The sequence below is a fragment of the Micromonospora noduli genome (assembly GCF_003264365.1).
In the GTDB taxonomy this organism is placed as follows: domain Bacteria; phylum Actinomycetota; class Actinomycetes; order Mycobacteriales; family Micromonosporaceae; genus Micromonospora; species Micromonospora noduli.
In genome coordinates, this window is the sequence record NZ_PYAK01000018.1 from 34,081 (window position 1) to 59,200 (window position 25,120).

Here is a 25,120-nt window from a genome sequence, read left to right on the forward strand (position 1 = left end):
CCGTGCCAGCGGTTACTTCAGTTCGACCAGGCGCGCCATGGACCTGGTGCTGCCCACATTGCTGAGCATGTGGACGGTGTCCGCGTCGCGATAGATGAGCCGACGGTGGGTACGTCCGCGTCGACGCGGGTGCCTCCACGGCCTGCACCACGTTCTTCGCGTCCTGGATCGCCACCACCGGGTACGGGTGGCCGTGCCGGGCAGCGGCTGCCGCTCACCCGGCTCCAGCCGGCGTACGGCGCAGCGGTGGGTGGGAGCCGGCCCCCACCCACCGCTGCGCGTCGATGGTGCGACCAAGCGATCGGGCTCAGCAGCGCGGTGCCACTCGTTGTGGCAGGGTCACGCGGAGTTGCGCCACTTGCGGCCGTGCCCGCCGATGAGCCGGTCGGCATCGATCGGGCCCCAGGAGGCGGCCTCGTAGGTGGGGATCGGCGAGTTGTCCTTCGCCCAGTTGTCGATGATCGGGTCGACGATCCGCCAGCACTGCTGCACCTCGTCGCTGCGGATGAACAGCGACGCGTCACCGATCAGCGCGTCCAGGAGCAGACGCTCGTACGCCTCCGGGGACTCCTCCACGAACGTCTGGTCGTAGGAGAACTCCATCGTGGCGGTGCGGACCCGGAAGGAGTGGCCCGGCACTTTGGCACCGAAGCGCAGCGAGATGCCCTCGTTAGGCTGGATCCGCAGGATCAGCGCGTCAGCATCGAGGCCGGTGAGCTGGTCGGTCGGGATCGGCAGGTGCGGCGGCCTCTGGAACTGCAGTGCCACCTCGGTGAGCCGGGCCGGCAGGCGCTTGCCGGTGCGTACGTAGAACGGCACCCCGGCCCAGCGCCAGTTGTCCACGTTGAGCCGCATCGCGGCGTAGGTCTCTGTCCGCGACAGGGGGTCGACGCCGGCCTCCTCGCGGTAGCCGGCCATCAGCTCCTCCCGCGTGCCGCCCCGGGTGTACTGTCCCCGGACCGCGGCCTCGGCGATGTCCCGGTCGGTGGGGAGCCGGATCGCCTGCAGCAGCTTTACCTTCTCGTTGCGCAGGCCCTCAGCCTCGAATGAGGCCGGTGGCTCCATCAGTGCCAGCGCGAGGACCTGAAGCACGTGGTTCTGCACGATGTCCCGCATCGCGCCGGCGTCCTCGTAGAAGCCGCCGCGGCTGCCGACGCCGAGGGTCTCGGCGACGGTGATCTGCACATGGTCGACCCAGGAGCGATCCCAGATGGGCTGGAAAATCGAGTTCGCAAAGCGCAGCGCCAGCACGTTCTGGACGGTGTCCTTGCCCAGATAGTGATCGATACGAAAGACCTGGTGCTCCTCGAACGCGCTGTGCACGACGCCGTCGAGCTCGCGGGCCGTGACCAGGTCGCGCCCGTACGGCTTCTCAATGACCAGGCGGGAGAAGGAGCCGTCGCGTGGGTGGTTGAGCCCGACACCGGCCAGTCCGTTGATCACCGGCTCGAAGGCCCCGGCCGGGGTGGACAGGTAGAAGAGCCGGTTGCCGGACGTGCCCCGCTGTGCGTCCAGCTCGTCGAGGGTCTCCACGAGCCGCTTGTAGGTCTCCGGGTCGTCGTAGCCGCCGGCCACGTACCGCACGCCGCCCTGGAGCTGTCGCTTGCTGGCGAGGGTGCGTTCGCCGAGGGCGCTCTCGGCGAACTGCTCGTCGGTCATCGACGTGCGCGCGACGCCGACCAACGCGAACTGGTCCGGGAGCCGCTCGTGCCGAGCCAGGCTCTCGATTGCGGGCAGCAGCTTACGCCGGGTCAGGTCACCGGAGGCACCGAAGATCACCAGCGTGGCCGGCGGGGCACTCCGCTCCTGGATGAGCTGAGATGCGTGGTCCATGGTCTGCGTTCCTCCGGGCACAAGGGGTGTGGGGTTGGGGGGTGCCGTTCTGTCATGCCAGGAACTGTGTGGGCTTGGGCGGTAGTAGCCGGGGGCCACGCGGCGTGGCCCGTTGGTCGCGGAGCTTGAGCGTCGCATGCCGAGCTGACGGGTAGGCGACTCGGTGGCGATTCGAGCACCAGGCCGTATCGCGTAGTCCTCCACGATGGTCCGCTCACGTAACACACGCTGCCACCACCACACCAGGCGCTGGGGTTCTCGTGCTCGGCGCTACGGGGTTCAGGTGCACGTCGGGAGTCTCCCAGCACTCGTGCGCCTTTGTTCCTTGGATGCTGCGTCGAGGTCACCGAAGAGCAGCAAAACTCACCGTCGTCGGATCATCCAATAGGGCGTGCCGTTCCTAAGCCGACAGCCGACGCCCGCTCAATCCCATGCCCACGAACAAGTCCTCCCGACAAGTCTGGTCGCCTCTCGTTGCGGAAGCGCCCTGCTGTCGGCGGGGCACGATATCGCCGCCTGCTTCGGCGGTGAGAAACAACCAGGGCCACCCGTGCTTCACGCATGTGGCCAGAGCATCGCGCCCGGCAGGCCGGTGCAGACTGCGGATGGGGGAGCGAGTCGGAAGCAACAGGGTGCCCTGAACGGCCGTGAACTGCGCCCAACGGCGCTTACTGCATCCACCCCGCCTGTGGCTCCACGTTTCCCTAGGTCCCGTCCTCTGCAATGACCTCCTCGGCGTGTCCGAACGGGTTGTCCGCGCCCTCGGTCTCAGCCAACCGGTCGGCCGGCGCCTGCGCTACCGGGTGACCGGTGTCGTCGACCAGCCCCGGCGCCATGCTGCCACCGTGGGCGTCCTGTACCGCCCGGGTGTCACGGGCCGCCTCGTCCTGCGGCACTCCGGTCTGCTCTCCGTCACGCTGCTCCCACTCGGCCATGGGCGTCCCTTCCTCGGTCCTGACCAGCGGCGGTACCCGCACGAGTGGCCGGGAAACCGATCAATGACCAGTCCTTCGTCCAGTTCGCCACGGGAATGCCTGAGGCTAACGGTCGCTGGCCAGGCGTCGGCGTCCGCAAGGGACGCTCGGCTCAGCAGTCACATCCGTGTAGAGCGACCACACCGTCATAGGGTGACTTGCCGGCGGGCGGCCATTCTGCTGACCGCGACGTTGATGGCGAAAACTCCGACCACGGCTTCGAGGAGCACATTTCGCGGGTTCGAGTTCCAACCGTAGAGCGTCCAATTGGTCGGCTGATAGGCCAGCATAGGCAGCATTAGCGTCAGAAGAACCGCGCTGGCCGCGATCGATACCCGCACATCAAGCGCCGCGCCGACGAGGGCTGCCACCAGCCCGGCGGCCATGATGACCGGTAGGGTCAAACCGTCTGCCCAGCCATTGAGCGGATTGGGCGTTATGGCCGCTATGGTCATCGTGGCACCGAGAAGCCAGGTCCATGGTCGAGTGGCCCGTGGTTGGCGCGCTCGAAGTAGTGGCACCATTGTCAACAGGGCCAACAAGCATACCCACGTAGAAATTTGCATGATCAGGTAGAGACCTGTCCGGAGCCCCAAAGCATCGTCGTACCTTGCCCATGGCTCTACCGCGTACCTCAGGTCATTCGCTGCGGAGTACCAGATCTCCCAGCCGAAGGCGCCAATGGTTATGGGGAGTGCGAGGCGGTAGCGAGCCCAGACTGCGGCGGCCAGCGCGAGAAGCAGCAATGCGGGCGTGACCGAGCTTCGCTCATACAAGAAGCTGGCAGAATTACCAGGCAATAGCAGCCATAAGCGCCACGTGAGGGGCAGGGCTGTAAGGGCAACGCCGCACACGAGCAGGGACAGTGCGGTCGATCGCAGGGCGGAGTATCGCAAGGCGTCCCGGGAGCGGAGTTGGGCTACACCGGAGCGGACCCGCAGGCCACCCACCACGAGTGCGATGGACTCCCGAAGCCTCGGGTGCCTCCGGTCCGTCTCGCCTGCGACCAGCAGCGTTTCCAGCATCTCGTCGGCGCGGTACTGCCGGTAGGCCCGAGGGTACGCGCGCAGCAGCCACCGGTAGCGGCGCTCAAGGCCGGTCATGCCGGCGCCGTCCGAACCGTTGCCGCCGTCGACCGTACGGAGCGGTCTCGAACGACCCGAGCCGCAGCGATCAGCCGCGCCGCCTCCTCGTGCAGTGCGGACAACCCACGCTCGGTCAGCTCGTACGTGCGACGGGCGCGACCGTTGACCACCGTCTCCTCGGCCACCCGCACCATCTCCTCACCGTTGAGCCGGTCCAGCGCGGCGTACAGCGTGCCGGTCGTCAATCGCACTCGCCCGTCGGACAACTCCTGCGCGCGCTTGACGATGGCGTAGCCGTGCAGCGGTTCGTCCTGCAACGCGGCGAGGATGAAATATGTGGGTTCGCGCATCGGCGTGGAGGGTCTAGTCATGTCATCAACATAAGCAGATGGTCGACCTATCGGTCAAGCTCGAGTTCTCCGCTTCGCGGGCGCGGCGAGCGACGCCGGACTCCGCACGGTGAGGCACGTCGTGCCTCGACCGAGTACTCGACAGCGCCGTGGCAAGCTGCTCGCTCGTCACTGGCTACCAGCCGCGATCCGCGTACGCGCGGGTCTGCCGCTGACACAGCGTGGCGATTGTGGGCGTGCTTCACGATCGACCGATGCGGCTACGGGAACCAACGCCGGTGCCAACCAAGGCGGCACCCCCCCCTGCCTGCGGCTCCTCGTTTCCGCAGCTCAGAGTCGGTGCGGTGTCCTGTTTCCCCGCGGAGCGGGTCCGTCATCTGAGACACCGATCCCACGGGCCACGTCCTGACCAGGCAATTCGAGCTGGTGAACTCTTCGGCGAATCCGAAGGCGTCAGCGTTGGCGTTGGCGTTGGCGGAGGCAGTAGCGCGACGTCCGCACATGCCGGTGAGTAGATGTTTTCTTGGCGGGGGCCTGGATACTTTCCGCGCATGTTTGACGGTTTCGAGGACGAGCGGGTCGATGTCGGGGAGGTGGAGCTCCGGGTCCGGTATGCGGGGCACGGGCCCGCGGTCCTCCTCATCCACGGACATCCGCGTACGGGGTCGACGTGGCATCGCGTCGCGCCGCAGCTGGTTGGTCGCGGGTTCACCGTCTTCTGTCCCGACATGCGCGGCTATGGGCAGTCCGGCAAGGCGCAGATCCTCCCGGATCACTCGCAGCAGTCCAAGCGGGTGGTTGCGGCGGATCTGGTCCAGCTGATGGAGAAACTGGGCCACCCGACGTTCGCGACGGTCGGACATGACCGTGGGTCGTACGTGGCGTTGCGCCTGGCGCTTGATCATCCCGACACGGTCAGTCAGTTGGTGGTCATCGACGGTGTTCCCATCAGTGAGGCTCTTGCCAGGTGCGATGCGAAGTTCGCCCATGACTGGTACCACTGGTTCTTCTTTGCTCAGCCGGACAAGCCAGAGCGAGCCATCGCGGCCGACCCCGATGCTTGGTACGCCAGTAAGGCCCGGCCCGAGAGCATGGGAGCCGCGAATTACCAGGAGTTCCTGCGGGCCATCCACGATGCGGCCACCGTTCGGGCCATGCTGGAGGACTACCGGGCGGGCCTCGGCGTTGACCGGGCGCACGAGGAAGCCGACCGGCGTGACGGTCGTACTGTCCGCTGCCCGACTCTCGTGCTGTGGTCGACACGGGACGACATGGAAGACCTGTACGGCGACCCGCTAGCCGTTTGGCGCCCGTGGGCTCCCGATCTGCGCGGGCACTCGATTGAGTCCGGCCACCACGTCGCCGAGGAGAACCCGGACGACTTGACCGCAGCCCTGCATCGCTTCCTGTCCTGAGCCTCCGGCACCACACGACACCACCCGGGCCTTATCCACGGGTCTTCTCCCATGATCAGGTGCGCGCATCTGCCGCCGTCTCGCTGATCGACGACGCCGTCCAGATCACTCGCGATCGCCTTGAGGGCCTACGCGTACCAAACGGGCTCTTCGCGAGTGAAGGTGTAGCGGTGGGGTGAGTTACGGGGCCGAGGCGACATGCCGGTGCCATGACCTGATGTGGGGTGGTCGTTCTCCTCGATCGAGTTGTCTGTGCGGCGGTCGTTGACCCGTCTGAGCAGCTTCAGCGGGGCGGAAGCGGCAACAGGGTGCAGCTCCGCGTGACGTTTGGTGGCGATCGACCTGTGGAGTCATCCCGCCTGGGCGGGGACTGCCTCCGGGTCACCGGCGGCGTCGTGAGCGGTCATGGTCTCCTGCCGGCGGGGTTCCTCGCCCAGGATCGCGGCGTGCAGCCACGAGTCCGGGATGGCGAAACCGTCGACGAGCGTCCGCATGTGCGGGCGTAGCTCTTTGAGTAATCCGTTCACGACGCCGGTGATCGCCTTCGAGCGAGCCGGTGTGAGCCGGCCGTGCTCCAGGAGCCAGCCCTTGTTGGCCTCGATGACGCTGAGCGCGTACAGGTCACAAACGCGGGAGAGTAGCGCCCGGACCGCGGTGTCGGCGGTGTCTTCGATGCCGGCGACGAACGCCTCCAGGGTGATCCGGTCGATGTGCGCGGCGGCGACGGCGAGGACGTGGTCCTGGACGTCGTTGAAGATGTCGAAGGGCCGGTTCTTCTTGGTGGCCGCGCCGTTGCGCAGGCGGCGGACCGCGCCGTCGAGGAGGTGCCTCTCGCGGTCCTCGAAAACCTTGAGCTGCCAGCCTCGGTCGGTGACGGCGACCTCGTCGTCGCGACCGGGTACGGCGCTGATCAGCCGCTCAATGAGCGACCGCGCGGCGGTGCGTTCGAGCACCATCTCGCGGACCTGCTCGGCGACGAAGGAGGCGCGCCCCCAGCCGTCCAGCGAGCCGAACTCGTCCCGGTAGCCGGTGAGCAGCCCCTTGGCCACCAGCTGCAACAGCACCGTGTTGTCGCCCTCGAAGGTGGTGAAGACGTCGGTGTCGGCCTTGAGGCTGGGTAGCCGGTTCTCGGCCAGGTAGCCGGCGCCGCCGCACGCCTCGCGGCACATCTGGATGGTGCGGGTCGCATGCCAGGTCTGCGCGGCCTTGAGACCGGCGGCCCGGGACTCCAGCTCCCGTTGCCGGTGTTCGTCGACCGGCCCGTCGCCGCCCTGCACCTCACTGAGGGCGGCGACCAGCTCGGTCTGGGCGAAGTGCAGCGCGTACGTGGTGGCTAGGGCGGGCAGCAGCTTGCGCTGGTGGGCCAGGTAGTCGTTGAGCAGCACCTCCCGGTCGGCGTCGGGTGTGCCGAACTGGCGGCGGATGTCGCCGTAGCGCACCGCGATCGTCAGCGCCGACTTGGTGGCCGCCGACGCGGCGCCGCCGACGCTCACCCGGCCGCGGACCAGGGTGCCGAGCATGGTGAAGAAGCGTCGGGAGTCGTTCTCGATCGGGCTGGAGTACGTCCCGTCCGGTGCGACCTGACCGTAGCGGTCCAGCAGCATGTCCCTCGGCACCTGTACGTGGTCGAAGGTGAGCCGCCCGTTGTCCACGCCGAGCAGGCCGGCCTTGGGCCCGGCGTCGCCGATGCGCACGCCGGGCAGCGGGTTGCCCTGCGCGTCGCGGATCGGCACCAACCACGCGTGTACGCCGTGCCGCCGGCCGTTCGTGATCAGCTGCGCGAAGACCACCGCCATCCGCCCGTCCCGGGCGGCATTGCCGATGTAGTCCTTGCGGGCCGCCTCGTGCGGGGTGTGCAGGTCGAAAGTCTGCGTCTGCGGGTCGTACGTGCAGGTGGTGCGCAGCTGCTGGACGTCGGAGCCGTGCCCGGTCTCGGTCATGGCGAAGCAGCCGAAGATTGTGCCCGAGACGATGTCCCGGAGATAGGCGTCATGGTGGCGGCGGGTGCCGAGGGCCGCGACCGCGCCGCCGAAGAGGCCCCACTGCACTCCGGCCTTGACCATCAGTGACAGGTCTACCTGCGCCAGCATCTCGCTGGCGATGATCGAGCCGCCGACGTCGGAGCTGCCGCCGTACTCGGTGGGGAAGGCCGACGCCATACCGAGCTCGGCGGGGAGTTCGGTGAGCAACCGGGTGATCCGCTCCCGTGCCTGGTCACCGGTCTCGCCGTAGACCGGGAGGAAACGCGCGTCGAGGTGCTCCCGGTGCGCGTTGCGGACTGCGGCCCACGGTCCGTCAAGCACGTCCCGCAGGCGAGCGAGGTCGATCTGATCGGGCACGGTTCCCCCTCAGCTAGCGGACATATGCGTACAGGTCGTACTCGATCAAGGATAGCGGCGCCAGTGAGCACCGACGGCGACCGTGCCACCGTCGCCGCGCCACCCCTCCGGCGTTGGTGATCTGCTGGCCGCACCCCCGCCGTCTGGGACGGACGGGCACGGCCAGCGTCACGAAAGTGGGCAGCAACCGTCATCGTTTCGTCGTCTAGTCCGGGACGTCCTTTGGGTAGCGCAAGGGGAACAGACGATATGAAAGGAGCAGCTCATGCCACACGACACGACACCGATTCTGGTCAAGCTCGGTGACTCCGGCCAGACGATCGCGGCTGCCGAGCAGGACGCTCCGCCGTACCCCGTGGCCCCGATCCGACGCTGAGTCCCGGTCACCCCCGCCCGACCGGTGTTTGCAGCGCGAACGCAGGAAACACCGCAGCGCCTGTGAGGAGGCAGCATGACCTACGTCCCCTGGTTCTTTCCCGACGACCCTCCATCGCTGTTCCAGACCGGGCCAGCCTCTGATGATGATGCCCGTCTGGCCTGCCAACTGCTTGAGCGCATGCAGCGGGATCCCCGGTTGCGTCACGAACGCATCTGCATCGAAGTGCAGAACCGCGTGGTCATCCTGGAGGGCGTGGTCACGACGGCCAGCAGCGCGTACAGGATGGACACGGGACTGTGCTCGGACTCGACCCGCACAGGGACAAGGCCGCACTGCACCGTCAGATCGGTTATCTGGCCGGCGAGCGCCGCAGCGGGGGAGCCGTTCAGGGTGAACCGCACGGTCGTCGTCGCGCCGTCGGTGTGTAGGCCGGCAAGATCCGTGGCCGTCTACAACCAGGCCTCTATGAGCGGCGGGGTCAGGTCCTCGCTAGGCGGTCTTCACCGATGTACGGAATCGGTTCCGTCAGCAGTAGCCACCTATCTGGACGGATGTGTGGCTTGGCGGGAACAGCGCGCCGCTCTTCGCGGTAGCTCGCTGGGCGTCGCGCAGGCTGACCGTCGGTTGCTCAGAGGCCGCTGACCCAGGTGCCGCAGGCCGCGCGGACATGCGAATCGGCGGTGACCGTCCGGGTGAGGGTCACCGCCGATTGCGTGGTCGAACCGGTCAGCCGGCCGAGCAGGCGGTGTCCAGCTCCTTGATGGCGTCTTCCAGGGCCTTCTTGCTGGGCTTGGCCTTGGCGGACTTGTTGTACGCGTCGCTCAGGCCCATCATCTCGTTCTGGATTTTTTCGGAGGCGGCGGTGACTGCCTCGTTGGCGCCTATCGAGTGCGCCAGGATCGCGACCGAGCCGGCGGCCCACTGGGCACTGACCGCGAAGTGCCCGGCTGGCGGGCCGATCTTCTCGGCCTCGGTGACCTTGGTCGCGTTATCCTTGATGTCCTTCCTGATGTCGGCGCAGGCCTTCACTGTGGCCGCGTCGTTGGCTGCGGTGCTGGTCGCTGTGGTGGCCGCGCCGCCGGTCGGGGCGGCGCTCGAGGCCGCCGGGGACGGCGAGGTTGCGGTGCCCTCAGATTTGGGCTGCGGATCGCAGCCGGACATCGCGATGGCCGCCGCAACGGCCAAGCCAGTCAGGACGAGTCGAGTTCGGTTCATCGATGTTCCCCCATGATCTTCATGTTCGGCGCACGCTACCAGCCGCGTTCGAACGGGTGGGATCAGTTATTGGGCCGACGAGCACCGAGCCCCAGGTGTGGAGCTTGACGCGAGGCGCGTCGTGAGCGTGGACGACGGGTGCGTGCAGTGCTCGCAGGCGTCGGCCTGCGGGCGACGAAGATTGGTCTGCGTCGAGAACGTGCCCGACCGCGGCCCCGTGGTGGGCTGCGAAGGCGGCGGCCTACCAGGTGTCGATCGGGCTGGTGCGGACGTGTTGTCGGCATCCGGCCACCGTCCTGTCGTCGTCATTCCCGGCGGATGGTGAAGTTCCTACACTTGTGACCCAACACCACCTCCGATACATAATGGGCAGTGCACTGAGCGCCGCTTCAGCGACCAATGTGATTCGCCGACCCGATGGAGGCCCGTCCATGGCGTTGACCCCGGCGACTGGGGGCGGTTGCGGCGAGTCGACGCCACGCTCGCCGATTCAGTCGCCGAGGCCGGTCAATTCCGACGTCGAGTGGGACAGCTTCGACCCGCAGGCATATGTCCGGCACAACTACGCGGATCTGCGGTCCGACGATCGGGAGATCCTCTGCCGCATCCGAGACTTCTTCGCCGAGGCGAAGCTCTCCGACGCGCGGTGCGTCGACGTGGGGTCCGGAGCGAATCTGTATCCGGCGCTGTCGCTTCTGCCGTTCGCGAGGGCCGTCGACCTGTGTGAATGGTCGACGGCGAACGTGAACTGGCTGCGCATGCAGGTCGACAGCTACGACGAGCTCTGGGACCCGTACTGGCAGGTGTGCGCGGAGCACCCGGCGTACGCGGCACTGGCGGACCCGCGCCGGCGCCTGGCGCAGGTGGGCCGGGTGGTGCGGGCCAGCGTTTTCACCCTGCCGAGGCACGCCTGGAGCGCCGGCACGATGTTCTTCGTGGCCTGCTCCATCTCGGCCGACCGGGCCGAGGCCGAGCACGCGATCGGTCGGTTTCTGGACGCGCTGCGGCCCGGGTCGCCCTTCGCCGTGACGGTCATGCTCGGGTCCCTCGGCTACAGCGTCGGTCCGCGGATGTTCCCGGCGGTGTCACTGCAGCGCGCCGACGTGGTGGCCAGCATCGCGGCGGGCGCGTACGACCTGGACGTCCACGAGGTGCGGCCCAAGCCGCCGCTGCGGGACGGGTATCTGAGCATGCTGCTGGCCACCGGCCGTACCCGCGGATAGCGCCGAGGCGTGCCTGTGGGATGCGCCGACGTCGTGCTCTCGGTGCAGCGTGGCGGCGGGACATTCCATCGTGCCCGATTGGCCGGAGTGCCGACACGCGGCCATCGAAGCCTTTCAAGGGGCACTCGACTGGCCCGCTACCATGACGCTGTACGTCATCGTGGACCATTGTGGGCACGGCAATACCAGAGGTTTCGAGTCGACGACTACAACAGACGGCGGTGGATCATGCGGATGCAGCCGCGCCAGGAGATCCTCGACATCTGGCGGGCTACGGTTCGCAGTTGCTGGGCGAACGGTGAATGGCACTGGGGTAGCCGAAGTGGTAGCAACTCGATCAGCGACGCAGAGCAACTGCTGACCCTGTTGCTCCCCGCGGCCAAGGTCCCCGTGTTGTCACTGGACGACCCGGACCGCGCCGACGAAGAGGTGATCGAGGCGCTCAGCCCGATCGGCGGCGCGATCGAGATTCCCCGCCGGCTGGTCAGCGTGATGATCGACTATTTCCGGCGGTACACCGACGACGCCGGCGCTCCGATCTTCGGTGGGGGCAGTTACCTCACCCCGCTGGAGGGCGGTCCGGAGCTCACCGACGAGCAGCGTTCCCTGGACATCGTCGACTCGTTCGCGGTGTCGGTCACACTCACGCTGGCGACGATCGGTTTCGTCAAGGTCTACCGGGACTCCACCCAGCGGCGCGACCTGTTGGCGCAACTGGACGAACTGGAGGCGATGGCGGGCGCGCGCCTCACGGCGGCGATGGTCGGTCTGCTCCGCAGCTTCAGCACCTTCGTCTTCACCTCCACCGACGAGTACGGCACTCGTCTGTGCGACATGGTCAACCAGGACGAGCTGCCGCGCCGCGAGCTGGTGGCGGCGCTGCGCGAGCAGTTGCGGGACACGATGGCGAGCCTGCGTAGCGTGATCATCGGGTCGGGCCGGGTGACCGAGGACCTGGACAACAGCGAGATGCTGTTCGAGTGCGGCTGGTCGTGGGGGATCATCTCCGGGGCCGAGGAGGTCCCGACCACCGAACCGATCGGCCTGCAGCGTGAGGGCTCCGCGGAGAATGCGCCCTACCTCTACTTCACGGTGATCGCGATGGACGCCATCGAGGACCTGAACTCCGAACGCACCCGGCTGCTCGGGTTGCTCAACGAGGAGCAGCAGCGGCTGTCCCGGGCGCTGCAACTGCGCTGGGAGCTCACCCGGACGTACTGGGCGACGGTGGCGACCTTCGGCAACCGACGGCGGTGGCCCATCGAGGACATCCCCTGGCGGACGACCGACGGTGACCGGACCGACTACTACACCCTCCAGGCCACGTCGCTGGCGGTGAAGGGCCTGATCGCCGTCGGGCGCGGCGGTGACGAGGAGCTCGGGCGGATCGCCTCGGTGCTGGTGGAGCTGGCGCAGCGGGCGCGGATCACCCGGCGGGCGTCGCCCGGCGAGCCGGCGCTGTTCGTGCACGCGCCAGGCAAGCGGGTGACCCTGAACGACGACACGTCAAAGCCGATCATGACGTGGAACGTGAACGAATTCTCCACGGTGCTGCTACAGCGGGCGACCACCGTCGCCGGTCTGCTGAGCAACGCCCGACGGCGCAGTGAACTGCTCGAGCTGGCCGACGAGGTGTGGGACCACCTGCTGCTGCGGCGCATCCCGGACGGCCGGCACCAGGGGCTGTGGGACCACGCCGGTGGTGCTTTTCCCGGCCTGGCGCCGAAGCCGGACGCACCCTCCTGGTATCTGACCGAGCGGGTGGTGCAGGCTCTGGTCACCTCCGGTCAGCTGCTGTGGGAGCGGCCGTTCCCACGAGCCGGCCGGCTGGCCGACTACGCGCAGGATCTCGTCGACGAGGCCGAATACCTCTTCGACCGGGAGTTGATGCGAGGCACCTTCGACGGTGAGGCGATGCAGCGCAGCATGCGCAGCATCCGAGCCAGCCTGGGCCGGGCGCAGCTGCTGGTCGACGAGCGTCCCGGCACGGCGGCCGCGCTGGTGAACACTGTCCTGTTGCTGCTCAACGACGTCGCCACCGGGCAGCAGAAGGCCAGCGAGGGGATCTGAATGCTGGTCTTCGTCACGTCGCACAAGGGCGGCACCGGGCGGTCGGTGACCGCGGCGAACATCGCCTACCGCAGCGCGTTGTCCGGTCGCCCCACCTGCTACCTGGACTACGACTTCGGCTCGCCGACCGCCGGCATCACGTTCCAGATTCCGCAGGCCGTCAATGGCGTGGAGGGCGCCGGGCCCAACGGTGGCGGCCTGCACCGATATTTGCGCGGGGAGATCCCGTCTCCGGAGCAGTTGGACGTGTGGGGCACCTCCGAACGTGCCAGCCTGCGTCAGAGGCCCATCGGGTCCGGTCCGCTGGTGCTCCTGCCGGGGCAACGCAACGGTAGCGAGTTCGGTTTCACCAACGACATCGCCAAGCGCTGCGCCGAGCTCTTCCTCCGGCTGGAGGAGGAGTTCGACCTGACCCTGGTGGACCTCAGCGCCGGGCGGTCGTACGCCAGTCAGATCGCGCTGGCCGCCACCGCGACCTCGACCCTGCGCAAGGTCGCCGTGCGCTGGTTGGTCTTCCACCGGTGGACTCCCCAGCACGTCACCGCAGCGGCGGACCTGGCCTTCGAGGCGGGTGGGATCGTGGCCATGGGCAAGGAGTACGGCCACGAGCCGGACAGGCTACGGGAGTCGCTGCGCTTCATCCGTACGGCGGTGATCGACTCACGTGGTCCGGAGGTCGGCCACCTCGGCCTCGCCCAGCAGGCGTTCCTGCGCAAGTGCGACACGGAGCTGTCGGAGCTGGCCCGACGACGAGGTGTCGGGCGTACGACGCTGCTCGGCGAGGTGCCGTTGGATCCTCTGCTGCAGTGGCGGGAGCAGCTGATCTCCGATCACGACGTGCAATCCAAAATTGCCAACGTCAAGACGGTGGACGCCTTCGTTGACCTGACCGAGAAGCTTTTCGACGAGACGGCATGGGACACCGCGTGATCGGCATGGATGTCAGGTTCCAGGAGGCAGCTGCGGTGCGTCGTACAGAGAGCGTGGCGTACTCGCATCTGTCCGTGGAGCTGGGGCACTTCTACGCGGAGGACTTCGGCGACGGGTGTGAGGAGCTGAGGCGCAAGTTCGAGCGGATCGCGGACTGGTCGGCCGCGATCCCGGCTCTGGCCCGACGAGGGCTGCCCGCACACCGGGAGCCGCGGATCAGCACCTGCTTCATGTTGGACGACTACTTCCACCGCTTCGGTACCCCCCGCGAGGTGATCCCGCAGGTGCAGAGCGCCGCGGCGGAGCACGGCCTGATCCTGGACTACGTGGCCCGGGAGTCCAGCTTCGCTCGGCACGACGGAGCCGAACTGGCCCGGTTGGTGGTCGACACACTGGTGGTGGAACCACCTCGGCACACCACCGGGAGTCGTCCACCGTTGAGCGAGTCGGGCTGGTTGTCCAACGGTAAACGGTCCCCCGGGCACGCCGACGCGCCGGCGATGACCCTGCCACGTCCGTGGTCTCCGCCGTTACAGTCCGGCGATCCCCGGCATTCCATCTTCGTCGACATCGAGCTCTGGTCCGACGAGCCGGACGCCCGGGTGTGGGCCTGCGCCCTGCTCGCCTCGGTCTGGCAGATGACCCGACTCGGCGTGCTACGGCATCGGGGCGAGACGATGACGCAGCCGTGTCAGCTCACCGGCGAGCTGCCGACGGACTGGGACGAACTGCCGGCGATCGTCCAGCTGAACCCGGCGGCCGCGCCGTTCTGCGCGTATCGCACGCTGACCCTGATGGGCACCCAGTACCTGCCGGTGGAGTTGGCCGTACGGACCATCCTCGGCCAGGTGGCGGTGCCGCCGGCGGTCGCGCAGCAGGTCGCCAAACGGGCCGGCGGCGAGGGCCTGCACCTGCCCAGCGAGCTGGTCGACCGGCTGAGCTACGTGTTCATCAGCGACTGAGCGTGCTCAGCGTCGGCACGGCTCGTCGACGGCCACCCGGCCGGCCAGGTCGCGTAGCAGAGCCATGTTGCTCACGCTGATCTGATCCCGGATCCAGTTGACCGACGAGTTCCACTGACGGCTGAACCCGGGTACCTGCTCCAACTGGTCCCAGATCGGCCGCAGCCGCGGGTGCACCCGCGCGCCGGGCAGCCACAGGTGCAGCAGGTGCTCCAGCACCGGCCGCAGCCGCTCGACGTGCTCCTGCCCGGAGGCCGAGCGGGTGACCGCGGACTCCACCAGCGAGGACAGCATGGTCAGCAGCCAGTCGTGCAACGCGAGATCTTCGCAAAGCCCGGCCACGGCGGCCGGCACGTCCTGCGGGTCGAGCACGAGTTCGACCGTACGCAGGGTGGGCGAGTCCACGGTGACCACCGCCGAGACGTCCCGGTTCGGACGCTCGTCGGCCTGCGCGGTCCAGCGCAGCCGTGTGCGGGCGGTGCGCAGTGGCGGGCGCCGGTCCAGTAGGTCTGACATCTGCACACCGTCGAGCACCCTGCCGGTGATCGCCTCCAGGTTCAGCACGTCGGCGTTGTTGCCGTGCAGGAAGCCCGCGCTCAGGTCGGCGACGTCCAGCTTGCCGACCGTCTCCAGGACGCCGGGGTTGGCCAGATAGTGCGACCACGGCTGGCGGCGTTCGCCGGCGACGACGTGGATGACCGAGGAGGCCTGCACGATCCGGCCGCCGGTGATGATGGCCCGGGTGACGACGGCTCCCACCCCACGTAACTGGCGCTTCTTGGCGCTCGGGAGCCAGCAGTCGACACCGGTGCGCACATCGGGTGACACCGCGTACAGCGATGGACGCCGGGAGGTCAGCACGGCCTCGCCCTCGATCAGGCCGAGCACTTCGGCGCTCTGCTCCTGGGCCAACGCCGTGCTGTGCTGCAGAAGGCTGGTGTGCACCTCACCGACCGTGAGCATGGCTTCCTCCGCAACGCTGCAACCGACCCGCGCTCATCCCGCGGTTTGCGGCTCATACTGATTGACGTACACCCCTGGTGACCGGCACTGACACGGATCCGCGTCGGACAACCAAAACTCCGCGAGTGCGAGATTCAACCTCGGATCCGTATCTGTTGATGGCCATCATAAGCCCGGGGTCGGCGGGAATCCCATGTACGGCGGGCGTTCGGAGTGTTCGCGGGTCGGACGGACGTGACAGCGGCTGATATTTTCAATGGTGCGGTCGCCAGCCACCCCCTGGAGTTTGCCGTTCATGAAGGTCTACATTTCGGCCACACAAAAGGACCTGCTGGAATACCGCGCTGCCGTGCACGCCGTGGCTCGCCGTCTCGAGATCGACGACGTGGCCATGGAGGCGTACGGCGCCGACATCCGGCCGCCGCTGGAACGCTGCCTCGCCGACGTGCGCCGGTGCGACCTCTACGTGGGGCTGTTCGCCTGGCGGTACGGGTTCCGGCCGCCCGGCCAGGAGTCCTCCATCACCGAGTTGGAGTACCGGGAGGCGCTCGCGGCGGGAAAGCCCTGCCTGGTCTTCCTGCTCGCGGAGGACACTCCCTGGCCGGTCGACATGATCGACCGCGATGCCGACTGGCAGCAGATCGTCGCGTTGCGCCGTGAGCTCAAGGAGCGCCACCTCTGCGCCTTCTTCTCCGGCGTGGACGACCTCACCGCCAAGGTGACCGCCGCACTGGCCGACGTACGCAGTGGCAGGTCCCCGGCGCGCGAGCCCGCCGACCCGGACACCCACCTGCCGACGGCCGTTCGCAACCAGTACTACAAGCAGTTGTCGCTGAGATACCAGGCCGTCTCGGTGGACGCGGTCTCACCGCGTCCCACCATCGGCTACCTCACCGTCGGGCTGCCCAAGGTGTTCGTGGAGCCCCGCGTCCACGAGGACGCGCGACCGGAGATGCCGCTGGCGTGGTGGCGTTGGGCCGGGTCCACGCCGGGCGACGACGTCGGAGGGCTGCCCGGGGTGGTCAACCCGGAGGAGGTGGAGCGGCTCTGGGAGGAGTACGCGGCCAAGGACGAGCTGTCGTTGTTCGATGTGGTGTCCGACCCGGGCCGGCGCACGATCGTGCTGCTCGGCGACCCCGGCTCCGGCAAGTCCGCAGCCGCGCGGTACCTGGCGCTGACGCTGGCCGAGGTCTGCGTCGAGCCTCGACTGCGTGCGCTGGACCGGTACCTACCCGTCCTGATCGAGCTGCGCTCCTACGCCACCCATCATGGGGACGGCCGGTGCGACGGCTTGCTCGACTACGTCGGCCACCGCCACCAGCAGGGGCTGGCTGGTATAGACCAGGACGTGCTGGAGTCGTACCTGCGCCAGGGCGGCCAGGCGCTGTTCCTGTTCGACGGCCTGGACGAGGTGTTCGACCCGGCGCAGCGGGAAGAGGTGGCCGCACAGATCGCCACGTTCGCCAACGAGTACCCGGGGGTGCTGACCGTGGTCACCTCGCGGGCGGCCGGCTACCAGCGGCACACCTTTGCCAACGCAGGCTTCGACCACTTCACCCTGGAGGATCTCGACGACGAGCAGATCGCGAGGTTCCTCGGCAACTGGTACCGCTACGTGATGCCCACGTCGGCTGCCGAGGCAGAGCGGCAGCGGCGGCAGATCCTCGACGTGGTGGGCAGTTCTCGGGCGATGCGCGAGATCGCCGGCAACCCCCTGCTGCTGATGCTCATGGCGATCGTCGGCCGGGGTCACCCGCTGCCCCGCAACCGACGCCGGCTCTACGCGCACGTGACCGACGTACTGATCTCCGAGTGGGATGTGACCAAGCAACTGCGCGAGAGCCACGGCGACGTCCCGTCGCTGGACCTGCAGGCGAAGCGTCGGCTGCTGCGTCACCTGGCGTATTGGATGCAGTTCCGCGAGTCCGGCCCCGCCGGAAACTACATTGAATCCGACGAATTGGCGCGCATCTTCCGGGACCACCTCGTCGCGTTCTACGGTTTTGAGAATGAGCGGGCGCTCGCCATGGCCTACTCGATGATCGACAAATTGCGGCAGCGAAGCTTCATCCTGGAACGTTACGGACTGCGACTGTTCGGGTTCGTGCACCGCGCGTTCCTGGAGTTCTTCTGTGCCGAAGAGATCGTGGACAGATGCGAGCACGATCCGACCTGGGGCCCTGATCGTCTGCGTTCGCTGTTTCGCGAGCGCTGGGCCGATCCGTCGTGGCGGGAGGTGCTTCGACTGGTTGCCAGCGCCCTGCCCGCCCAGACCGCCAACGAGCTGGTCACCGTGCTCGCCACCGAGGCCACTCAACCGTGGCCGCCGCTGAACCTGACCGGGCCGCCGTGGAACCTGGTGCTGGCGGCGCAGTGCGTGGCCGAGGCGCCGCAGCCCGCCGAACTGGCCGGCGCGGGCGATGCCGTGCTGCGTCAGGTCGTGCGTCTCATCGAGCATGGCATCTCCGCCGACGACCCGAACCTGGTGGATCTCACCGAGCAGGAGCTGCTGTCCTCGATCCGGGCGCTCGGTCCGAGTTGGCCCGGCCGGGAGATCTTCCTGCACTGGTACCGCCGCCGTGGGGTCCGGACCAGTTGGCGATCCGGCTCTCCCTTTGCCACCCGGATCGCGGCGGTGCTGTCCACCGCCGAGGAGCAGATGGAGGACCTGCTCGTCCGGGAGCTGGGGCAGGGCCGCGAGCGGCAGGCCCACCTCACCCTGGTCGCCGGGCTGGCCGAGGCTGCCGGCCGCCTCGACGCCACCGGCGGCAGCAGTCACCGATGCCGGGACATCCTGCTCGCCCAGGCGCAGGCCGAGGTCTCCACCGCGGTGCGGCAGGCCGCCGTACGCGCACTGGTCGCCCACTTCGGCGCCGACCTCGACCTCGTGGACGTGCTGCGCGACCTCGCCAGCTCTCCCGATCTCGCGGTGCGGGCGCTGGCCGTGCAGTCCCTCGGCACCCGGCCCGAACTCTCCGACGACGTCCGTCAGGTGTTGGCCAGAGCCACCGGGGACACCGCCGTCGCGGTGCGGCGAGCCGCCGCCGGAGTGCTCACGGCGCGTTGCGCCGACCTGCCGGACGCACCCGAGACGATGCAGCGACTGCTGGCCACCGACACCGACCCCGGTGTGGTGCAGTGCGTGCTGAAGGGTCTGCTGGTTCTGCCGGAGTACGTCGAGACCGCACGAACCACGGCGTTGCAGCGGGTCACCGGCGATTCCCCGGACGAGGTCCGACGCTGCATTCTGACCGAGCTGCTGCCCGAGCGCCCCAGCCCGGAGAGCACTGAGCTGTTGCTGAAGCTGGCCGGCTCGGACACGTCCGCGCGGGTCCGCGTGGTCGCCGTGCAGCGGTTGGCGCTCGTACCCGACCCGGAGGGCCGCTGCCGGGCCCGGCTGATCGATCAGATTGAGCAGGACGAGGAGTCCTCCGTGCGGGCCGCCGCGGTCACCGCTCTGATCGACCGGGACCGTGCCGACGACACCGGGTGGACCGTGGTGGCCCGCTCGGCTCACGTCGACGAGGACGCGACGGTTCGCCTCGCCGCGGTGCGCGCGCTTGCCGAGGCCTATCCCGACCACCGCACCGGGGAACTGCTGCTGGAGAGCGCTCGACGCGATCCGACCGCGAGCGTCCGGCTCGCCGCGGTCGACCTGCTCACCGGGCGACCGCTGTTCGGCCACGCGACCCGAGATCTGCTCATCAGCCGCGCCTCCCAGGAGCGGGACCCGATCGTCCGGCTGCGGGTCACCCGTAGCCTGGCCCGTCTCGCCGACCCGGCGGACCTTGAGGTGCGGGAGTGCCTTGCCGAGCAGGTCAGTCGGGACCCCGACCCGAACGTGCTGTGCGCCGCCGCCCAGGCGCTCGCCCGCCACGGCGACGCACCGGGCCTGATGGAAACACTGTGCCGGCGGGCCCGCCGAGACAGCTACGTCGGCATACGGTTGGCCGCCGTACAGACCCTCTGCGCGTACGGGAGCCCGGAACTGGCGACCGACGTGCTGCTGGAATGCGTCGAGTCCGACACCGACCCGACCGTGTTCGATGCGGCCGTGCGCTGTCTGACCGAGCAGGGCTCGGCGTCCATGGCGGTGACGCTGCGGCTCATGCGCCGCCTGTCGGACCAGGACCCGGCGATCCGCGCCCGCATCGCCGCCGCGCTCGGCGAGCACTTCGGCGCCGACCCGGAGGTTCAGGTGCTGCTGGTCGGGCTGGTCCGCGACGATCCGGCCCTGGAGGTTCGCCGCCGGGCCGTGGAGCAGTTGGGCGCCAGCCTGGCCGGCCGCACGGGGGTACGGGACCTGCTGCTGCGGCTGGCTGACGACGATGACTGGGAGATCCGCCGGACCGCGCTGCTCGCGTTGACCCGTCACTACGACAGGGATACCCGGACCCGGGAGGTGCTCGTGCGGCTCGCGCATCAGGAGGATGACGGCGCGGTGCGGCGGCTGGCCGGGCAACTGCTGGCCACGCTGCCCGACACCCGACCCGACGACTTTCCGTGATCGATCCGGAGCCGTAGGTGCACACGCGTGCGCGTCGAGCGGAGATCCGATCGACCTCGTCAAATACAATGAGCTCATGACGGATCCGGTCGCCGGCTCGTCCCGCTCGGCCGGCTGGAGTCTGCGAGTCCTCTTCGGAGTGATCGGGCTGACCGCTCTCGTCCTCGGCTATGTCGGCTTCGAGCGCCTGCTCCAGGCCCGACCGGACGTCGCCCACGATCCGTACGACGTGCTCTACTACGACCTGCAGCTCTTCGTCTTCGGTGCCGAACCCTTCCAGGACGCCGGCCCCTACCCGTGGCAGCTGCAGGTCGCCCGGTTCGCTGCCCCGCTGTTCACGCTCCTCGCCGTGGCCGAGGCCAGCCGGCTGCTGCTGGCCGCCGAGAGTCGCCGTCTGCGCGCCCGGCGGGCACGTGGTCACGTCCTGGTCTGCGGCGACTCCCAGTTCGCCCACATGCTCGCCGACCGGCTCTTCGCCGACGGTGAACGTGTGGTGGTGGTGCGCTCCGAACCGTTCGGGCCGCTGGAGTACCGGTGGCGCCGGTACCTCGGCGTGGTCGGCGACCCGACCAGCCCCGAGGTGTTACGCGGCGCCGGCCTGCCGCGAGCCCACACCATCTACGCCTGCAGCGAGGACGACGACCGCAACCACGCGATCGCCAACACCGCCAACCGGCTCATCCAGGACCGACGGCAACCACCGCGGGTCTACATCCTGGTTCGCGACTCGGAGATGTGTCTGTCCCTGCAGGCCCGACGACTCGGTGCCGCCGGGTCCAGCCGGCTGCGGCTGGACTACTTCCACGTCGACGACGTCGCCGCACGCGCACTGCACCGGCACCACCCGCTGCCCAGCGGGGGAGACCAACCAACCAGGATCCTCATCGCGGGCACCGGCACCTTCCGCCGGGCTCTCCTGGTGGAGACCGCCCGGCACTGGCGCGCATCCCTCGCCGACACCCCCGGGGGCAGCGTCGTGCCACCCCTGCGGGTGGACGTCGTCGCACCGGATGCCGGCACCGAGATCGCTCTAGCGTCGTCGCGTTACCCGTTCCTGGCCACCGTCTGCCAGTTGACCGCGTACGACCTGGATCTCGACGGTGTCGTCGGTCTCGGTCGCGACCGCTACGACCGCATCTACGTCTGCGCACCGGACGAGATCAGCGGCCTGCAGTTCGTGCTGGACACGCCCGCCCTGTGGCAGGGCGCCGAGAGTGCCGTGTTCGTGCCGGTCTACCGGCAGGCGGCGCTCGCCGCGGCCTTCCACGGCGACTCCCGTCACGACCTGCTCGACGAGGTACACGGCAAGCTCCGCCTCTATCCGGTGCTCACCCACGCCTGCGACGCCCGGCTGATCGCCGAGGACCTCACCGAGCGGCTGGCCCGGCTGATCCACGAGCGGTACGTCCAGGCCCAGCAGCGCGCCGGGGTACGACTCGGCGATGCCCCGGCGATGGTGGACTGGTCACGACTACCCGAGTCGTTGCGGCGGGCCAACCGGGCCCACGTGCAGGACATCGCCGCCAAGCTGTTGGATCTCGGTTGCGTCGTGGCGCCCCGGCACGGTGGCACCGGTGACGCCTCGGCCGCCGGGCAGGCCATTGACGACCGGATCGAGGAACTCGCCCGCCTGGAGCACGACCGGTGGTGCCGGGAACGGCGCGGTGACGGCTGGACGTACGGCGACCCGCGTGATGACGTCCAGCGGCGGCATCCCGCGCTGCGGCCGTGGGAGGAGCTGCCGTCCGACGTGCAGGAGCAGAATCGCGAGGGGATTCGGGCACTGCCCGACGTGCTGTCCGACAGCGGGTTCGAGCTGATCCGGCTGGCGCCCCCGGTGCCCGCGCAGCGGAGAGGCCCGAGGGATGCCGCCTGACCTCGGCCCGGTCCGCGTCGGCGTGACCGGGCACATCAACCTGACCCGCGACACCGAGCTGCTCGTCGCCGAGGCTCTCCGCGTCGAGTTGGGCCGGATCAGCGACCGGCCCGTGCACGGCGTGACCTGCCTGGCGGCCGGCGCGGACCAGGTCTTCGCGCGCACGATCCTCGATCTGGGCGGCACCTACGAGGTGATCCTGCCGGCCCGCGACTACCGGGTCGCGGTGATCAGCCCGGAGAATCGGCTGGCCTTCGACGAGCTGCTCGACCGGGCGGCAGCTGTCGTCCACACCGGCTACGACCGCTCGGACACCGCCGCCTACGTGGTTGCCAACCGGGAGCTGGTCCGACGGGTGCAGCGACTCGTGGCGGTATGGGACGGCAAACCTGGCCGTCACCCCGCGTCGACGGACCGGACCATCGACTGGGCGAGGCACCACGGCGTCCCGACCACGATCCTCTGGCCCGTCGGTGCCCGCCGAACGCCCATCGAGGGCTGACGGGCCGGTCCTGCGTTCGGTGGCGAAGCACCGGCCAGTGCGCCTGATGGCGTCGTCGTCTGATCTGCTGCCACAGAGGCGGCCGCTGCTCCTTTGGTGGCGAAGTGACGAACTGCGGTCTCCTTTCCTGCGTCGCTGACAAATGCTGAGTTCGTGTGGGTGACGTGCGAGACATCGACATGCCTGGACGCAAATACCCCCCCGGGGTATCTTGAGGGTGAGGAGGCGATGAGGATGTCGCACGAGGACGAGCACCACACGATGCAGACCCCCGCCGAGACGGCGGACCGACACGGCCACGGTGATCACCGCAGCAGCCGAGAGGGCCCGCACGGACAGCCGGTACAGCCCGGCACCCACGACGGCCATGCCGGGCACGGTGGGCACGACGGCCATGACAAGCACGCCGGGCACGACCCGGAGATGTTCCGCCGTAAGTTCTGGCTGAGCCTGGTCTTGACGGTGCCAATCGTGGTGACCAGCCACATGGTGATGGAGTGGTTCGGCTATCGGCTGGACTTCCCGGGTGTCGACTGGGTGGGCCCGGTGCTGGGAACGGTGGTGTTCGTCTACGGCGGGTGGCCGTTCCTGCAGGGCGCGGTGCGGGAGGTCCGTGACCGGGCGCCGGGGATGATGCTGCTGATCGCGATGGCCATCACCGTCGCGTACGTGGCCTCGGCGGCGACCGCGCTCGGCGCGTTCGACCTGGACTTCTGGTGGGAGCTGGCGGCTCTGGTCACGATCATGCTGCTCGGGCACTGGCAGGAGATGAAGGCCATTGGCCAGGCCCAGGGCGCACTGTCGGCCCTGGCCGCGCTACTCCCGGACGACGCCGAACGCCTCGACGGTGACGGTCAACCCGAACGGGTCCGGGTCAGCGACTTGGATGTCGGCGACCTGGTCCTGGTGCGCCCGGGTGGGCGGGTTCCAGCCGACGGGCGCATCACCGACGGCCGCGCGGAGTTGGACGAGTCGATGATCACCGGCGAGTCCCGGCCGGTCGGGCGCGACCGCGGCGACCGGGTGGTGGCCGGCACGGTCGCCACCGACGCGGCCATCCGGGTGCGCGTCGAGGCCGTCGGCGAGGACACCGCCCTGGCCGGCATCCAACGCCTGGTCGCGCAGGCCCAGCAGTCCAGCGGCAGGGCACAGGTCCTCGCTGACCGGTTTGCGGCCTGGTTGTTCTATATCGCCACCACCGCCGCCGCGGCGACGCTGCTGATCTGGACCCTGATCGGCAACCTCGACGAGGCAGTCGTCCGCACCGTCACGGTGCTGGTGATCGCCTGCCCGCACGCACTGGGCCTGGCCATCCCGCTGGTGATCGCCCTGTCGACCGCCGTGGCCGCGAAGGGCGGCATCCTGGTCAAGGACCGCCTGGCCCTGGAGCGGATGCGCACCATCGACACGGTGCTGTTCGACAAGACCGGCACCCTGACCCGGGGCGAGCACGTCGTCGTCGGTGTCGCCGCCACCGGCGGCGTCAGCGAGACCGACGTGCTGGCCGTCGCGGCGGCGGTGGAGGCCGACAGCGAACACCCCCTAGCACGGGCCATCGTCACCGCCGCCGCCCAGCAAGGCGCCCGACGCACCGCGACCGGTTTCCAGTCGCTGACCGGCCGTGGGGTGCGCGCCGACGTTGACGGCGTCAGTTACGCCGTGGGCGGACCCGCTCTGTTGCGCGAACTCGACGCCACGGCACCCGGCGACCTCGACGAGCACCGGGCCGAGTGGTCCCGGCGGGGAGCCGCGGTACTGCACCTGCTGCGCCTCGACGGCGAGCAGGCAAGTGTCATCGGCGCCCTCGCCCTCGAGGACCAGATCCGCCCCGAGGCGCGCCAGGCCATCACCGACCTACGCCAGCAGGGCATCCGCAAGATCGTCATGATTACCGGGGACGCCCGGCCGGTGGCCGAGGCGGTCGCCGCCGACCTGGGCTTCAGACCCGACGAGGACGAGGTGTTCGCCGAGGTGCTGCCCGCCGACAAGGACGAGGCGGTCGGTGCGCTGCAACGCCGGGGCCTGCGGGTGGCGATGGTCGGTGACGGCGTGAACGACGCTCCCGCGCTGGCACGCGCCGACGTCGGCATCGCCATCGGCGCCGGCACCGACGTCGCGATCGAATCCGCGGGCGTCGTGCTCGCCTCCTCCGACCCGCGCGGGGTCACCGGAGTCATCAGGCTCTCGCGCGCCTCCTACCGCAAGATGATCCAAAATCTGGCCTGGGCCGCCGGCTACAACGTCGTCGCCCTGCCCCTGGCCGCCGGTGCCCTGGCGTGGGCCGGAGTGAGCCTGAGTCCCGCGGTCGCCGCGGTGCTGATGTCCGCCTCCACCATCGTCGTCGCGCTCAACGCCCAACTGCTGCGCCGCGTGCAGTTACGCCACCCGGATGATTCAGCTGCGGATCGCGGGTCCGCCCGGAAGGATCCGGCGCCGGCCCAATAACGTGATGCGCATTCGGCATGGGGCGGCAGGTGACATCGCAGCCGGACGGCCT

Annotated in this window: 17 protein-coding genes and 1 pseudogene; 10 read left to right on the forward strand and 8 right to left on the reverse strand. The window is 69.0% G+C overall.

What is annotated here, in order from left to right:
• Window positions 1–12 precede the first annotated feature (12 nt).
• The 5 genes and pseudogenes from GUI43_RS34605 to GUI43_RS16130 form a co-directional block, all read right to left on the reverse strand.
• Window positions 13–231 (reverse strand): annotated as a pseudogene (locus GUI43_RS34605) (cupin); the annotation flags it as partial.
• A gap of 108 nt (window positions 232–339) precedes the next feature.
• A complete protein-coding gene (gene zwf / locus GUI43_RS16115; protein WP_112583154.1) occupies window positions 340–1,833 on the reverse strand; it encodes a glucose-6-phosphate dehydrogenase in 1,494 nt (497 codons plus the stop codon).
• Between the two features lie 704 nt (window positions 1,834–2,537).
• Window positions 2,538–2,768, reverse strand: coding sequence for a hypothetical protein (locus GUI43_RS16120; RefSeq protein WP_112583155.1), 231 nt, complete (start codon window positions 2,766–2,768; stop codon window positions 2,538–2,540).
• 185 nt (window positions 2,769–2,953) lie between these two features.
• Window positions 2,954–3,910, reverse strand: a complete 957-nt coding sequence (locus GUI43_RS16125; protein ID WP_112583156.1) for a hypothetical protein — start codon at window positions 3,908–3,910, stop codon at window positions 2,954–2,956.
• Window positions 3,907–4,263, reverse strand: coding sequence for a PadR family transcriptional regulator (locus GUI43_RS16130; protein WP_112583157.1), 357 nt, complete (start codon window positions 4,261–4,263; stop codon window positions 3,907–3,909). The genes GUI43_RS16125 and GUI43_RS16130 overlap by 4 nt, the downstream gene beginning before the upstream one ends.
• A gap of 530 nt (window positions 4,264–4,793) precedes the next feature.
• Here GUI43_RS16130 and GUI43_RS16135 point away from each other — a divergent pair.
• Window positions 4,794–5,657 (forward strand): alpha/beta fold hydrolase, encoded by an 864-nt coding sequence (locus GUI43_RS16135; protein WP_112699146.1) that lies wholly within the window; start codon window positions 4,794–4,796, stop codon window positions 5,655–5,657.
• A 350-nt stretch (window positions 5,658–6,007) separates the two neighbouring features.
• Here the strand turns inward: GUI43_RS16135 and GUI43_RS16140 are convergent, their stop codons facing one another.
• The gene (locus tag GUI43_RS16140; RefSeq protein WP_112699147.1) at window positions 6,008–7,996 is read right to left on the reverse strand and encodes an acyl-CoA dehydrogenase family protein; all 1,989 of its coding nucleotides are present in this window, start codon (window positions 7,994–7,996) and stop codon (window positions 6,008–6,010) included.
• Window positions 7,997–8,552: 556 nt separating this feature from the next.
• Between GUI43_RS16140 and GUI43_RS35135 the strand changes: the two genes are divergently transcribed.
• Window positions 8,553–9,017 (forward strand): hypothetical protein, encoded by a 465-nt coding sequence (locus GUI43_RS35135; RefSeq protein WP_428842215.1) that lies wholly within the window; start codon window positions 8,553–8,555, stop codon window positions 9,015–9,017.
• 84 nt (window positions 9,018–9,101) lie between these two features.
• Here the strand turns inward: GUI43_RS35135 and GUI43_RS16150 are convergent, their stop codons facing one another.
• Window positions 9,102–9,560: a hypothetical protein gene (locus GUI43_RS16150; protein WP_146765913.1), complete on the reverse strand. Its 459-nt coding sequence runs from the start codon at window positions 9,558–9,560 to the stop codon at window positions 9,102–9,104.
• A 461-nt stretch (window positions 9,561–10,021) separates the two neighbouring features.
• On the opposite strand from GUI43_RS16150, the gene GUI43_RS16155 reads away from it, so the two are divergent.
• From GUI43_RS16155 to GUI43_RS16170, 4 genes are all read left to right on the forward strand, one after another.
• Window positions 10,022–10,813 (forward strand): SCO2525 family SAM-dependent methyltransferase, encoded by a 792-nt coding sequence (locus tag GUI43_RS16155; RefSeq protein WP_112602245.1) that lies wholly within the window; start codon window positions 10,022–10,024, stop codon window positions 10,811–10,813.
• A gap of 228 nt (window positions 10,814–11,041) precedes the next feature.
• Window positions 11,042–12,883, forward strand: a complete 1,842-nt coding sequence (locus GUI43_RS16160; RefSeq protein ID WP_112602244.1) for an SCO2524 family protein — start codon at window positions 11,042–11,044, stop codon at window positions 12,881–12,883.
• Window positions 12,884–13,813 carry an SCO2523 family variant P-loop protein gene (locus GUI43_RS16165; protein ID WP_112583163.1) on the forward strand — a complete coding sequence of 310 codons (930 nt, stop codon included), beginning with the start codon at window positions 12,884–12,886 and terminating at the stop codon, window positions 13,811–13,813. It abuts the gene before it with no gap.
• Between the two features lie 5 nt (window positions 13,814–13,818).
• Window positions 13,819–14,775: an SCO2522 family protein gene (locus GUI43_RS16170; protein ID WP_258398252.1), complete on the forward strand. Its 957-nt coding sequence runs from the start codon at window positions 13,819–13,821 to the stop codon at window positions 14,773–14,775.
• A gap of 6 nt (window positions 14,776–14,781) precedes the next feature.
• On the opposite strand, the gene GUI43_RS16175 is transcribed toward GUI43_RS16170, so the two are convergent.
• Window positions 14,782–15,738 carry an SCO2521 family protein gene (locus GUI43_RS16175; protein WP_112583164.1) on the reverse strand — a complete coding sequence of 319 codons (957 nt, stop codon included), beginning with the start codon at window positions 15,736–15,738 and terminating at the stop codon, window positions 14,782–14,784.
• A 295-nt stretch (window positions 15,739–16,033) separates the two neighbouring features.
• Between GUI43_RS16175 and GUI43_RS16180 the strand changes: the two genes are divergently transcribed.
• From GUI43_RS16180 to GUI43_RS16195, 4 genes are all read left to right on the forward strand, one after another.
• A complete protein-coding gene (locus GUI43_RS16180; protein ID WP_170158739.1) occupies window positions 16,034–20,245 on the forward strand; it encodes a HEAT repeat domain-containing protein in 4,212 nt (1,403 codons plus the stop codon).
• A 76-nt stretch (window positions 20,246–20,321) separates the two neighbouring features.
• The gene (locus GUI43_RS16185; RefSeq protein ID WP_146754558.1) at window positions 20,322–22,121 is read left to right on the forward strand and encodes a RyR domain-containing protein; all 1,800 of its coding nucleotides are present in this window, start codon (window positions 20,322–20,324) and stop codon (window positions 22,119–22,121) included.
• Window positions 22,111–22,623 (forward strand): hypothetical protein, encoded by a 513-nt coding sequence (locus tag GUI43_RS16190; RefSeq protein ID WP_112699151.1) that lies wholly within the window; start codon window positions 22,111–22,113, stop codon window positions 22,621–22,623. Before GUI43_RS16185 ends, GUI43_RS16190 begins: the two co-directional genes overlap by 11 nt.
• A gap of 234 nt (window positions 22,624–22,857) precedes the next feature.
• On the forward strand, window positions 22,858–25,068 hold the full coding sequence (locus GUI43_RS16195) for a heavy metal translocating P-type ATPase (RefSeq protein WP_249037768.1): 2,211 nt from the start codon (window positions 22,858–22,860) through the stop codon (window positions 25,066–25,068).
• The last annotated feature ends 52 nt before the right edge of the window (window positions 25,069–25,120 follow it).